9 protein-coding genes and 1 pseudogene are annotated in these 13,287 nt (G+C 50.9%); 5 read left to right on the top strand and 5 right to left on the bottom strand.

Annotated elements, in window-relative coordinates; translation table 11 throughout:
* Positions 1-75 precede the first annotated feature (75 nt).
* On the top strand, positions 76-1,146 hold the full coding sequence (locus IGR76_17540) for a right-handed parallel beta-helix repeat-containing protein (protein ID MBF2080263.1): 1,071 nt from the start codon (positions 76-78) through the stop codon (positions 1,144-1,146).
* A gap of 88 nt (positions 1,147-1,234) precedes the next feature.
* Here the strand turns inward: IGR76_17540 and IGR76_17535 are convergent, their stop codons facing one another.
* The gene (locus IGR76_17535) at positions 1,235-2,212 is read right to left on the bottom strand and encodes an alpha/beta hydrolase (GenBank protein MBF2080262.1); all 978 of its coding nucleotides are present in this window, start codon (positions 2,210-2,212) and stop codon (positions 1,235-1,237) included.
* A 167-nt stretch (positions 2,213-2,379) separates the two neighbouring features.
* Between IGR76_17535 and IGR76_17530 the strand changes: the two genes are divergently transcribed.
* Positions 2,380-3,777 carry an FAD-binding oxidoreductase gene (locus tag IGR76_17530; protein MBF2080261.1) on the top strand — a complete coding sequence of 466 codons (1,398 nt, stop codon included), beginning with the start codon at positions 2,380-2,382 and terminating at the stop codon, positions 3,775-3,777.
* 117 nt (positions 3,778-3,894) lie between these two features.
* A complete protein-coding gene (locus tag IGR76_17525) occupies positions 3,895-4,071 on the top strand; it encodes a hypothetical protein (protein ID MBF2080260.1) in 177 nt (58 codons plus the stop codon).
* Between the two features lie 20 nt (positions 4,072-4,091).
* Here the strand turns inward: IGR76_17525 and IGR76_17520 are convergent, their stop codons facing one another.
* The 4 genes and pseudogenes from IGR76_17520 to IGR76_17505 form a co-directional block, all read right to left on the bottom strand.
* Complete coding sequence (locus IGR76_17520) at positions 4,092-4,364, bottom strand: hypothetical protein (GenBank protein ID MBF2080259.1); 273 nt, start codon at positions 4,362-4,364, stop codon at positions 4,092-4,094.
* Between the two features lie 333 nt (positions 4,365-4,697).
* The gene (locus tag IGR76_17515) at positions 4,698-7,292 is read right to left on the bottom strand and encodes a DNA polymerase III subunit alpha (GenBank protein ID MBF2080258.1); all 2,595 of its coding nucleotides are present in this window, start codon (positions 7,290-7,292) and stop codon (positions 4,698-4,700) included.
* Between the two features lie 229 nt (positions 7,293-7,521).
* Positions 7,522-7,968 (bottom strand): large conductance mechanosensitive channel protein MscL, encoded by a 447-nt coding sequence (mscL, locus tag IGR76_17510; protein ID MBF2080257.1) that lies wholly within the window; start codon positions 7,966-7,968, stop codon positions 7,522-7,524.
* A gap of 313 nt (positions 7,969-8,281) precedes the next feature.
* Positions 8,282-9,813 (bottom strand): annotated as a pseudogene (locus tag IGR76_17505) (DUF839 domain-containing protein).
* A gap of 522 nt (positions 9,814-10,335) precedes the next feature.
* On the opposite strand from IGR76_17505, the gene IGR76_17500 reads away from it, so the two are divergent.
* Together IGR76_17500 and IGR76_17495 are read left to right on the top strand one after the other, a co-directional pair.
* Positions 10,336-11,754, top strand: coding sequence for a TIGR03279 family radical SAM protein (locus IGR76_17500; protein MBF2080256.1), 1,419 nt, complete (start codon positions 10,336-10,338; stop codon positions 11,752-11,754).
* Positions 11,755-12,137: 383 nt separating this feature from the next.
* Positions 12,138-13,097 (top strand): phosphoribulokinase, encoded by a 960-nt coding sequence (locus IGR76_17495; protein MBF2080255.1) that lies wholly within the window; start codon positions 12,138-12,140, stop codon positions 13,095-13,097.
* Positions 13,098-13,287 lie beyond the last annotated feature (190 nt).

Below are 13,287 nucleotides of genomic sequence, written 5' to 3'. Positions count from 1 at the left end.
TACCAGGACACTCTCAAGGCGAACCTGACCGTTTTTCTAATCATGCAACAAAGCCTGTGATAACTGAAATTTACCATGCCTCTCCTGCCCGCAACCCCTCTTTCATGCAACAACGCCGTTCGCAATAGCAATCATATTAAACTCCAAAACAACACGATCGAAAATACTTTTTCACCCGGTATCGGCGTATGGAATAGCACGCATCAGACGGTAGTTGACAACACCGTCATTAATGCCAACGATCCGGATATGACGGGCTTCCCCAATGAGTTTCCCGAAACGCCCCACGAGGCCATCTCTTTAGGCAGCGTTGAGTATTTTGAGGTTGCGTATAATCTGCTGCGAGATGGACAGAAAGAGGGAATCGATATCAAAGAGGAAAGTAAGCACGGCACGGTTCACCACAACTATGTTCACCACATGCAGCGTCAGGGACTCTACGTGGACAGTTGGGGACACCTTGAAGACATCGAGTTTGCCCATAATGTGGTTCATGACTGTAAAGGAACAGGGTTTGCCATTTCAGTCGAGGGGGGTTCCGTAGCCCGCGATATTCGCTTCCACCATAATTTGCTCTATGACAATTGGGGAACGGGGATCTTTTTTTCGCGCTGGGGGCAGGATGGACTCCGGGAAAATGTTCAGATCTATAACAATACGGTGCATCATAATGGCTATGGTGAACCGAATCCAGGCGAAGAATTTTACTGGATCACGGGTGGACTCTATCTTTTCTCAGATAACCTGCGGGATATCCAGATTCGCAATAATATCTTTAGCGATAATACAGGGTTTCAAATTGGATACAGCGATCGCTACCTAGAAACTAACCCAAACATTAACGATGTTTTAGATACAAAGGCGATCGCCATTGACCGTAACCTCATCTATGGCGATAACTGGAGCGATCGCCCGATTTACGCAGGCTGGCCACCGGATAACTACGCCAATATCTACGGCATCAATGGGTCTAATGCGTTCTTGACTGAGCCTGCGTTCATCGATCCTGACTCTGGAAACTTCTATTTGCAGCAAACACCATCCGCTGACTCGACAAACCCATCCTCCATTGGCGCATTCCCAAGGTCTGAAGCACCGAACCTATGGTGGCAAACGGATTTTCCACCCCAAGCTATAAATGAGTGATGCAACTCTGGGTTTTGATAGGAAGTCGGCTTAAATGCTCATTATCAGTTAATGATGTGAATACCTTTTCGTCGGTTCTCCTCAAATGCTAGGCATGCTGCGCCAGAATGTCTTGAATGTGATTGACAAGCGCATCGGGCTGCTCCACCATCGCCATATGACCGCAGTTGTCGATTTCGGTGACATTCTTGCCGCAGCACTCAAAGGATGGGTGGAAACTGGCGAGATGCTGGACGTACTTCGGTTCCATAATCGGATCCTGTGCACCCGCAATAAAGTAGACGGGCTGCTGCAGGCGAGACACCACTTGGGGAAGCCGATGAACCTCTGTTTCTGTTGTCGAGTCAAGGAGTGTTCTCAGTGCTGCCTCTGGATGCGCTGCAATCAAATCATGCAACCGTTGGCGTGCCCAAACCTGATCGATGGGTTTAGCCACGCTAAGACGCGCTAACGCGTAGTCAATAAAGGGAACATGGCGTAACCACGACGGACGAAATTTAACGAGCTGCTGGCCTGCGTTGCGAAACTTTTCAAACTCTTCTTTGAGGTAAATGCCGCCGCCAGAGTTGACGCAAATGACACCCTTGACTAAGTGAGGAGCCATGTCTGCGGCCCAAAGTGCAATACTGCCACCGAGGGAGTGCCCAATTAGCCACGCATTGGAAATTTTTAGGGTTTGCAGGAGGGCAACCAAATCTTCTGCGTAGGCCGCAGGGGTGTAGCCAAGTTCTGCTGAAACGATAGGGGAAGAGGCAGAATGCTCGGCTTTGGAAAGGATGGCGACGGTGCCCTCAGAGCGGGTTGCAGTGGAGATGAGTTCGGGCGATCGCTTTTTTAAGGCTATTTGAGAAGCAGCATCAGTGAGCAATGAGGCTTGCGATCGCCCAAATCCTCGTAAATCGTAGGACAGGCATGGATAGGATGGGGCGATCGCCTGAATAATGGGTTGCCAGTAGGCACGACTCAGCAGCCAACCATGCACAAACACCAGCACGGGGGCTGAATCGATCGGCGCAGTTAATTCGTACACATGGGGAAAGCCCCGAACCTCAATCGTTTTTGTCATACCCGACTTCTAAACTTTAACGGGGGGTGTGCCTTGCAACCTTGAAAATACGTTCTCGAACGATGTTACACAGCGAACCTACAACTCCCTGTAATTTCTATGTTACCTGAACTTCCATAGCCTTAGTCCCATTCAGCCCATTAAGATAGGCTGATAGGCAAACCCCAATGCTAGGAGAGGAATGTTCTGTGGTTAGCACGTCCACTCACCCTTTCGATCGAGACCTCATAATTCAGCAACTAAACGGGATTGAGATCATCCAAGATCCAGCACAGGTGTTCAAACTATCCCAGGACTCCTACACCTTTAGTCCAATTCTCCAACCCATCTTGCAGGATAAAATTGCAGATTTCGTTGTGCGACCGGTCAGCGAGGCGCAAGTGCTACAAGTTGCCAAGGTGTGTGTGCAGCACCGGATTCCCCTAACTGTGCGAGGGGCTGGAACCGGAAACTATGGGCAGTGCATTCCCCTAGAGGGTGGGATTGTGGTGGATCTAAGCCACATGCAGGCGATCCGATGGATTAAACCGGGTTTGGCCTGTGTAGAACCAGGGGTTAAATTATCCGCATTGGATAAGCAGGCACATCCGCTGGGCTGGGAATTGCGGATGGCTCCCTCAACCTACCGAACTGCGACGATTGGCGGATTCATTGGTGGTGGTAGCGGTGGCGTGGGTTCGATTACCTATGGTCAGTTGCGCGATCGCGGCAATTTGCACGCTGTCCGCGTTGTCACCATGCAGGATGAACCACAAGTGCTAGAACTCCGAGGGGATGCGGTTCAGCAGGTGAATCACGCCTATGGCACAAACGGCATTATGACTGAACTGGAAATTCCCCTTGCGCCAGCCTACCCCTGGGCGGAAATAATTGTTACCTTTTCGGACTTCATGCAGGCCGCACGATTTGGACAAACACTCGCAACGTCGGACGGCATTATCAAAAAACTGATTTCTGTGTTTGCAGATCCGATTCCGGCCTATTTCACCGCACTGAAAAGTTTTTTACCCGATGGGTGTCACTGTGCATTTTTGATGGTGTCGGAGTATTGCTTAGAACCCCTCGCGGAGTTAGTGCGGGAGTTTCAGGGAACCATTACCTCCCAAAAAGCAGCTCAGGATGTGGGCAAAGGGACGCTGCTCATGGAATATACCTGGAACCACACGACCCTCCATGCCCGCAGCGTTGACCCGAACCTTACCTATCTGCAAACGCTATTTCCGGCGGATCCGAAACTGACGTTGCTGGAGCATATGTATCAGCATTTTGGCGAGGAAGTGATGCTGCATCTAGAGTTTTTGCGCGTCAACGGTTCGGCTATTCCTGCTGCACTCCAGCTTGTTCGCTTTTCGACTCCAGAGCGTTTAGCCGACATCATTCGCTATCACGAGGAAAACGGTGCGTTCATTGCCAATCCCCACACCTACATTTTGGAGGATGGCGGCATGAAGACCATCGATCCTGTCCAGCTTCGGTTTAAGGAAGAGGTAGATCCGTATGGTTTACTGAATCCGGGTAAGATGCGAGCGTGGATGGAATATCATCCATCTGGTTACGTGCATTAATTCTTATCCAGAATCCGACTGGTAGAGTCAGCAGATCGAAAATTAGGTGTATTTCACAGTGAATCCTGGCTTTGATCCCCCTTAAAAAGGGGTAGGGTTGATTCTTTTGTGAGAGGAATGGAAACCAGATTGCGTGGACTAGCAGACTTTATGGAGCGTCATCAAGCCGAGGGAGCCGAGTACTTTGGGCTGAGGAAAGCAACGTTGCCTCGATGTTCGACCTTACAAGACATGGTTGAGCATGTGGCTGCCCTCGAGGTAGCCGAGGTCTCCCTGCGTTTTTCCTTTGCCTAGAGAATTGGCCCTGCCGCTCCCTAGGCACCAGACGACCCCGCAAGCATGGCAACAAATTCAAGCTCAATGCTCCGAGCTGTTGGTGGCAACCCGATGAGCAACCCCAGAAGGCAACACTTAATCACAGTAGCCCCTAATTCCGTAGTTCCGATCGCGGCTTTGTATCCAATCGCCTGCAATAGTCCTGAATATCTCTGTTTTGCTCGTTCAGGCGATACCATTTGAGAGAATTTCAAAAACGCCTCATCCGCCTCAGCTTCCGCAACGCTTGAAATTTCAATGCGGTACATCATGAGTCAGATGGCAGACTATGCTTGATGCATTGTTCGTCGGCACAAGTCTGGAACGACCGAAATCGTCCTTTCTCAAAGTCCTCTAAACCCTGCTGAATTCCCTTCACGGCTCCTTCTGCATCTTGCATTTCCCAAAGTAAAACACTTGCCAATAGGTCCGATGCAACCGCGTTACAAGAATTGCCATAAGGTCACACCCTCAAGCATTAAAAGCGAGGCTAGCCAATATGGTAATAAACGCAGGAGGCATCTGAGGGAACCCTAGCGTGAGTTAGGTTGTTCGGTCGTCCCGATGCCAAAAACAACAACAGCATAATTGTGAAATCCACTCGCCTAACTCGCGGCGAGGTACATTTGCGGAACACCACTCACCTGCTTCAGATCCAGTTGACGTTCAAAGATTTCATCAATGGGCAGCATCTCTCCCTCAGTCGTCATGAATTTGTGGTCTTTCGTCGCCCGAATCACCGAACCATCGTCGAGCAAGTATTCAAAGACCTCTTGATGTCCACGATCGTGCCATTGGGCGATCGCCTGAGTGTAGACAAACCCATATTCATCTACGCTGTAGACGGAGCAGGGGATCTGGTCTTCAACAATTTTGCCAATCGGCAGAGGGCCATACTCTACTGTTAGAATCAGCGTTTCGTAGCTCAGGCAATACTCCGCAAAGAGTACCATCTGGTCAAAGAGTTCGGCAGCAATCTTTTTGTCTACGCCATTCTCCTGAGATCCCTTTACAAAGATCTCTTGGTGCTTCTCCATCTCCGCTTTCTTTTTCTTTCCCATCGCGCGACGCAATAGGTCGGCTTGGCCTAGGGAATACCCCCCCATGTCTTGAGCAATTTTCATGATCTGTTCCTGATAGACCATGATGCCGTAGGTCTCTTGGAGAATCGGCTCTAGGATTTTGTGGGGATAATCAATTTTTTCCCGTCCGTGCTTGCGGTTAATGAACTTGGGGATGAGTCCCGCATCGAGGGGACCGGGTCGGTACAGCGCTAGGACGGACGAGATATCTTCAAGTCCGGAGGGTTTCAGGTCACGGACGATTTGGCGCATTCCCGACGATTCCAACTGGAAGATGCCACCCAATTCACCCCGTGCCAGAAGCTGATAGGTTTTGGGATCGTCGAGCGGTAGGCGATCGAGGTCTATCGTTTCCTTTCGATGTCGTTGTACCAGCTCCACGGCTTTCTGGATCATGGTCAAGTTTTTCAAGCCCAGAAAGTCCATCTTCAGGAGACCCATCGACTCGATATCTTCCATGAAGTACTGGGTAATTACGGCTCCATCGTTGTTGCGCTGGAGGGGAACGATTTCATCTAGGGGTTCTGAAGAGATCACGACACCCGCAGCATGAACCCCATAGGTTTTGTTCGTGCCCTCGATGCGAAGTGCCATATCCAGCCTGCGGCGCACTTGGGGGTCGTTGTCGTACTTCTCTTTGAACTCCGGCGCGGGCGTTTCGTCCGAGATCATCTTTGACAACTTGGCAGGCTTGCCCCGTGCGACTGGAATCAGCTTCGCCATCTTGTCCGCCTCGTTGTAGGGAATATCCAGCACCCGCGCCACGTCTTTGAGGACGGCTTTCGAGGTCATGCGGTTGAACGTGATGATCTGGGCGACGCGATCGCTCCCATACTTTTCGGTGACGTACTGGATTACCTCATCGCGACGAGAGATGCAGAAGTCGGTGTCAATATCCGGCATGGACTTCCGTTCGGGATTGAGGAAGCGCTCGAAGAGGAGGCCATGATGAACCGGATCAATGTTGGTAATTCCCAGGGCATAGGCGACCAGCGATCCGGCAGCGGAACCCCGACCAGGGCCAACGGGAATATCGTTGTCTCGCGCAAATTTGATGTAGTCCCACACCACTAGGAAATAGGTAGAAAAGCCCATCTGCTGCATCATCTGGAGTTCGTACTCTAGGCGATCGCGATAGGTCTCCGAAATCTCGTCGTAGCTAGAAACATGCAGCCGTTGGATCAGTCCCTCTTGGGAGAGCTTGGCAAGATAGGTTTCGGGCGTATGGTCTTTGGGGACGGGATAGTTGGGGATTCGGGGTTCACCGAGGAGACCGTCGTAGTTGTCCACTTTTTCGGCGACGTCAAGCGTGGTGGTGATCGCCTCTTCAATCACATCCGCATCTAGATGATCCCGGAACAACTGCCGCATCTCATCAGCAGACTTCAAATACTCGGTGCCGCTGTAACGGAGTCGTCTTTCTTCGGTAATTAATTTTCCGGTTTGAATACACAGCAGCGCATCATGGGCTTCGACATCGACGCAAGAGGTGAAGTGAGAGTCGTTGGTGGCGATGAACTTGATATTCAGTTCGCGAGCCAATTGAAGAATGCCGATGTTGACGACCCGATCGTCGGGATAGCCGTGATCCTGAATCTCCAGATAGTAATCATCGCCAAAGAGGTCTTTATACCACTGCGCCACCCGTCGCGCCACATCCATCTTGCCCTGCAAAATCGCCTGGGGCACTTCTCCTGCACGGCACCCACTGGTGACGATCAACCCCTCGTGGTACTGCTCCAAATACTCTTTATTGATGCAGGGACGGGAAAAAATGCCCTTGCCTTGGGTTCCCTGGAGGTGAGAGATCGAGGTCAGCTTTACCAGGTTTTTGTAGCCCTTCGTGTTCTTCGCCAACACAATCTGGTGATAGCGTGGACGACGCTCCTGTTTGGTGATGTCGCCGTTGATCACGTACATTTCGTTGCCGATAATCGGTTTGATGCCCTTCGCTTTGCAGACCTTCAGCAATTCGATCGCCCCGTACATAACCCCGTGATCCGTGAGGGCGATCGCAGGCATTCCGAGCGATACGGCGCGATCGACCAGATCCGGCAACTGACTCGCACCGTCTAGAAGGCTGTAGTCGCTATGGGTGTGAAGACCAACGAAAGACATAGGCTTTAGGGCAATGAAGACACGATGGAATGGGATAAGCCTATCGGATTATTGACGCTAAATCTAGGGTTTGTTTGTAATTATTAGCGCTCTAGCTCCCACATCTAGAACAGGTTGTTTCAGGATAAGACAACAATACGGATGTATCATACCTGAATTATAAAATAGGGCGATCGCATTCCTGTGGGCGATCGCCCACATTTCTGCTCCCCAAATTGAGGCGAAATCTCTACATCTTGCTCTCGATCACACCTGTCAGTTTTTCCAGCGTTGTGTTGAGCTTCTCCTCGATCCTCGGTTCCACCGCTTCTGCCTCTGCTTCAGCAGCTTCCACCTCCGCCATCCGTTTCGCTTTTTCAAAGGCGCGAATAATGAGAAACAGCACAAACGCAATCACCAGGAAGTTGATTACGGCGGATAAAAAGAGGCCATACTTGATGTCGTTGGCCGAGAGGCTGGCAATGTCATCCACACCAGCGGCTTGAAGCGCAGGATTCAGAATCAGCGGCGTGATAATGTCTTCAATTAACGAAGTTATGATCGCACCAAATGCCCCACCAATCACCACCGCAACGGCCAGATCAACAACATTGCCGCGCATGATAAAGTCTCTAAAGTCGCGCATGAACCCCGTAACGCCCCCGGTCGCCTGCTCACGAGTTTGCCTGCTAACCATGCTTCCCACTCCTGAATACCTAAATAATGGAATATCGATCGCTTAGGCTGACGTGTTGTGATAGCGTCTACCTAAGCGTCACACGGGACAAGATAGCAGTATTCCTATATGTAGACTAGAGAATTGGCATTAAGAGTTTCCTCACTCTGTTGTCCTCACTATTCCATGATTTTCAGACCTTTAAAGTTAGAATTACTGCGCAAGATAAGGACGGCGTTTCACCATGCTTGCTCTCCAATCGAGGCCATAAAAAATCCCCATCCTGAAAATCAGGACAGGGGCCATATCTAAGATATCTCAGAGAATCCTGGAGTTATGAGAGACTCTCACCATCTAAACGACGTACCGCAACCACCGATGGTTTCGCAGGAGCATTTATTTCTTTTGACGGCCAGTTAGAGCCAATCGGCACGGTTCGAGTTTGTATGAACTCCTGGCCATCGGTCGTCTTCATGGCAAGCATCCGCGTTTCCGATGCCATGTCTTGCCGCACGCCATTGTATTCACCGGGATGCTGCACCGACAGGAATAGGGTTTTCTCATCCTTCGAGAGAAATGGCCCCGTCGTTTCACATTCCATCGGGCCATAGCCAAAGAGGTACGCTTCGCCTGCGTTTGCGCCGGAGGTGGGCATAAACCATATCGAGTTATTGCCAAACAGCCCTCGCAAGCTTGACTGGCTCACTGCCTCACCGGCATCATCAATCCGACTGGGAATCGCCTGATTATGCTTATCCGTGGACATATCGGTCACCACCCATAGGTTGCCATTCTTGTCAATCTCTAGGTTGTCGGGACTGGAAAATCCAAGACCGCCCTCGAAGGGTTCTCCACCCGTGGCAAACATAGCCCAGGTAAAGGACATCGCAGCCGGATCATTAGCAGTTTCATCAAGCCGCATAATCCAGCTATACCCGTAGGGTGTTTCGCCATGAGGCCCCTTGAACACCCGTCCGTCTGGGCTACCGTCGCTGCTGCTGGGTGACCCAGAGGTAAAGGTAATGAACAGGGAGCCGTTGGGGGCAATCATGGTGTCTTCGGGACGAGCCGTGCAGGTTGCGCCAGCGGCATTGGCGGCAAAGTGAGCATCGACTAGAATCGCACCCTGCACCTCATTGGCGTTGCCTTCGTAGAGATCACCCAGGGTTTTGAACTGCGCTTTGAAGGTGGAAATCATGGCATCGTTGTCTACCTTCACGATGCCCCTGCGGTGCGATCGGGGTTAGGCAGGTTGAGCATGCCACCCACATGGACGCTGGGCAGATCCGGATTCACAGGCGTATCGGCTTTGAGCGGAATCCATTCGCCTGTGCCGTCAGCATGGAACTTTGCAGCATAGAGCATGCCACTCTCAAACAGGCGGGAGTTGGCTTTATCAGTCGGATCAGCGACGGTGCCACTGCTGACGAATTTGTAAAGGTGACCACTGCGGCGATCGCACCCAGAGTAGAGCACCATCGGTTTTCCAGCCTCAACCCGAATCCCAACCGCTTCATGACGATAGCGACCTAACCAGGTGTGCTTAGTGCCATAGTCGTTGGGATTGGCGGGATCAATTTCCACCACCCAGCCGTATTTATTTCCGGGCAAACCAAAAACATTGCCCAGGCCAAATACCTCTTCCTCATTGATGCCGAACGCTTTCGCCGAAGGAGGCATGGACGTACCATCGGCATAGACGGTTTCCGGCACAAAGTTTTGGAAATTTTCCTCTGCACTTAGCACCGTTCCCCAGGGTGTTGTGCCCCCAGCGCAGTTAGTGAAGGTTCCGATGATGCGATCGCCCAAGGAGTCAGTATAGCCGCGACCCATCGTTTTGTTGAAGATCACGACCGCAGGGCCCATTGCCTTCAATAAGACCGTTTTCGGTTGCTGCCATTGCAGACTGAATTCCTAAGCCGGAACCGTTCTGGGAACGGCTGGGGGAGCCCAGGGGATTTAGTGCCATCGTGCCAGCACTAGCACCCAAAAACATCAAAAAATGTCTACGCTTTAGACTCATAACCTACTCTTCCCTCTGTGTTCCTCTAAGGATTCTGGTGTGGATTGAATGCACACGCCACCGACGCAAAGTAGGCAGGCTCAACAGGGCTGCCTATCGTCTTTGCATAGACGCTCACACCATCGCGACTCCACCGATCTAGGCTTAAGAAATGACCGACGTCAGTTTAAGAACCGTTAACCCTTTTTTAAGCATCAGGAAAAACGCTGGACAGGTCAGGAAATTACTATCGTCATGGTCTAAACCACTGCGCCATGGAAGGCGGAAGGCGATCGCTTGATCCTTACGGTCTAACCTATAGAGCGATCGCGATTAAGATCTAGATACGGTGTCGTTCTAAAATCCGGTAAGCGAGGGTTTTCCCCATGAGTGAACGTTCAATTCGTCCGGCGCGTATTAGTTGTGTTTTGCCGGGAAGTATAGCTGAAGAAATCGGGTTTGAGCCGGGGGATGCGATTGTGTCCATTAATGGCGAAATTCCCCGTGACCTGATTGACTATCGCTATCTCTGTGCAGACGAGTATCTGGAACTGGACGTTCTAGACGCGAAGGGGCGATCGCACCACGTTGAAATCAAAAAAGAGTATGACGAAGATCTGGGCTTAGAGTTTGAAACGGCTTTATTTGACGGCCTGATTCAATGCAATAACCGCTGCCCCTTTTGCTTTATCGATCAGCAACCGCCGGGAATGCGCGATACGCTCTACCTCAAAGATGACGACTATCGCCTCAGTTTTCTTTACGGCAGTTACTTAACTCTGACCAACTTGACCACCCGTGAGTTTGAGCGGATTGCAGCCATGCGTCTTTCACCGCTCTATGTCTCGGTTCATGCAACCGAACCAGAGGTGAGAACTCGATTATTAAAAAATCCACGGGCAGGTCAGATTCTTGAGCACTTGGCTTGGTTCCAGGAACAGCGCTTGCAAATCCATGCCCAGGTCGTGGTCTGTCCCGGTATCAATGACGGGGAGCATCTAACGCAGACCCTCCGCGACTTAGCACGATTCCATCAGGGGGAGGTTCCGGCGGTAATTTCAGCGGCGGTGGTGCCCGTTGGCCTGACGCGCTTTCGCCCCGAAGAGGATGAACTGGTTTCGGTAACGACGGCAAAAGCGCAGGAGGTCATTGCCCAAGTCCAAGCCCTCCAAGCTGAGTTTCAGGAAACCTTGGGTTCTCGCTTTGCCTGGTTGGCGGATGAATGGTTCTTGATTGGCCGCCAAGATCTGCCTGCGGAGGATGACTATGAGGACTATCCCCAACTTGGAAATGGAGTCGGGTCGATTCAGCAGTTTTTGCAAGAATTCCACGCGGCAGCAGAGGACTTGCCAGACCGAGTCTCTCCACCGCGCAAGCTAGTTTGGGTGGTGGGAAATGCGGTAGAACATGCGTTTCAGCCGTTGTGCGATCGCCTTAATCAAGTAGAAGGTCTGACTGTTGAAATGGTCGCGCTAGCGAGTCAATACTGGGGACAGGAGATTTCAGTGACAGGTTTAATTACCGGATCAGACTTACAACCTGTACTCCAAAACAGGGATTTAGGCGCGGGGATTTTGCTGCCGTCGGTGATGCTCAAGCATGATGACACCAGATTCTTAGATGACAGCACCGTTGATGACCTTGCCGAAGCACTGGATACCAAGATTTGGATTGTCAACGATGTCGATGAACTTATTGATACCTGCGTTTATTTAGATGAACGCTCGGCTCCGGCGGCACTTAGCCTTCCAAATCTGATTGGTGAACCCTTATCTGATGTTGTGTCTGGAATGGTAGAAAGATAGGGGTTCACGACTAAGTTTGTAAGGACCATGAACGGCGATCGCGTAATATTTGTTAACAAAAATAGAGTGAACTGATGGGATGAAATGGGGGCGATCGCCAAACTCCACCTAGAACAATCGTGTGTTCCAACGCAACAAAGGATCTAGACTCAATTAAACTCTAGATCTTGCATGGGACGTCTCGCATACTGGATGACATAGCGCTTTTAGGATTCTATGTTTAATGATTCCTAGCGACTTGAAACCAGCCATTTTTCGGCTGAAATCAAGTATAAGCACTCATATAACTTCGCAAAAATCAGGGCAGCATTACCCGTAGAATAGGAAAACGACCTTTGCGGTTTCTCAGAATTCCGTATTTTGTTTAAGTTTTAGGAGGGAATATGACCCAACGCCCGATTATCCTCGGCATTGTTGGTGACAGCGCTGCAGGTAAAACCACGCTAACCCGAGGGATTGCTCAAGTATTGGGCGAAGAAAACGTAACGGTAATCTGCACCGACGACTACCACCGCTACGATCGCAAACAACGGGCAGAGATGGGGATTTCAGCGCTCCATCCCGACTGTAACTACCTCGATATCATCCAACAGCATTTAGGATTACTCCGCACCGGGCAATCGATTCTCAAGCCCATTTATAACCACAGCACCGGAGAGTTTGATCCACCTGAATACATTCAACCCAGCCAGTTTGTGATCGTAGAAGGACTATTGGGATACTCCACTCGCGGCATGCGGGATAGTTACGATGTTAAGGTGTATCTCGCGCCGCCAGAGGATTTACGCGCCACCTGGAAAATTAAGCGGGATACGCGCAAGCGAGGCTATACCGAAGAAGAAGTTATCGAACAAATCCGCAAACGGGAGTCAGACTCCGAAGCCTTTATTCGGCCTCAACGCCAGTGGGCAGATGTGGTTGTCACTTTCTATCCGCCGAATGATGGCTCCTCCCAAGATGATCTGCTGCTAAATGTGCGGCTGGTGCTCCGTCCTACAATTCCTCACCCTGATTTGCCCCTACTCTTAGACTCTCACACCGCCGAGTTGGGTTCTACGGTTCGGTTAGAACTAGAGCGGGATATGGGCAAACCCGTGGATGTGCTGGAAATTGATGGCCATGCTACGGCGGAGCAGGTGAGAGAACTGGAACGCTTAATGTGTAGCGAAGTGCCATACTTGGGTAAGTTTTGCAGTCTGGAAGGAAATCAAGATATCGGTAAAATCGTTGGTACGACGGGTGAAACCCTGCAAAGCTATCCTCTTGCGATTACTCAGTTGCTGATTACCTACCACATGCTGAAGGCTGCAAACGTACAGCGGGCAATGGCTGTGAATAGCTAAGCGGTCTCAAGGATGGGTTGTCTTGCGGTTTTGAACGGGGTGTTGTGAGCGTAGACAGCACTCCGCTCACATCGTTGAGGTGTTGAGTGACGAGGTGCGACCGGGAGGACCGGCCAAGTTCAGTGTTGAACAGATTGTTGAGATCGTAGCAGTGGCTTGTGAACCGCCTGCTTGCAGTGGTCGTCCCATC

Source organism: Synechococcales cyanobacterium T60_A2020_003, assembly GCA_015272205.1.
Taxonomy (GTDB): Bacteria; Cyanobacteriota; Cyanobacteriia; order RECH01; family RECH01; genus JACYMB01.
This window is presented reverse-complemented; position numbering and strand designations above follow the sequence as displayed.

Coding starts and splice junctions, on each gene's coding strand:
- IGR76_17540 (MBF2080263.1), top strand. CDS start 76: ATGCCTCTCCTGCCCGCAACCCCTCTTTCATGCAACAACGCCGTTCGC.
- IGR76_17535 (MBF2080262.1), bottom strand. CDS start 2,212: ATGACAAAAACGATTGAGGTTCGGGGCTTTCCCCATGTGTACGAATTA.
- IGR76_17530 (MBF2080261.1), top strand. CDS start 2,380: ATGCTAGGAGAGGAATGTTCTGTGGTTAGCACGTCCACTCACCCTTTC.
- IGR76_17525 (MBF2080260.1), top strand. CDS start 3,895: ATGGAAACCAGATTGCGTGGACTAGCAGACTTTATGGAGCGTCATCAA.
- IGR76_17520 (MBF2080259.1), bottom strand. CDS start 4,364: ATGATGTACCGCATTGAAATTTCAAGCGTTGCGGAAGCTGAGGCGGAT.
- IGR76_17515 (MBF2080258.1), bottom strand. CDS start 7,292: ATGTCTTTCGTTGGTCTTCACACCCATAGCGACTACAGCCTTCTAGAC.
- mscL (MBF2080257.1), bottom strand. CDS start 7,968: ATGGTTAGCAGGCAAACTCGTGAGCAGGCGACCGGGGGCGTTACGGGG.
- IGR76_17500 (MBF2080256.1), top strand. CDS start 10,336: ATGAGTGAACGTTCAATTCGTCCGGCGCGTATTAGTTGTGTTTTGCCG.
- IGR76_17495 (MBF2080255.1), top strand. CDS start 12,138: ATGACCCAACGCCCGATTATCCTCGGCATTGTTGGTGACAGCGCTGCA.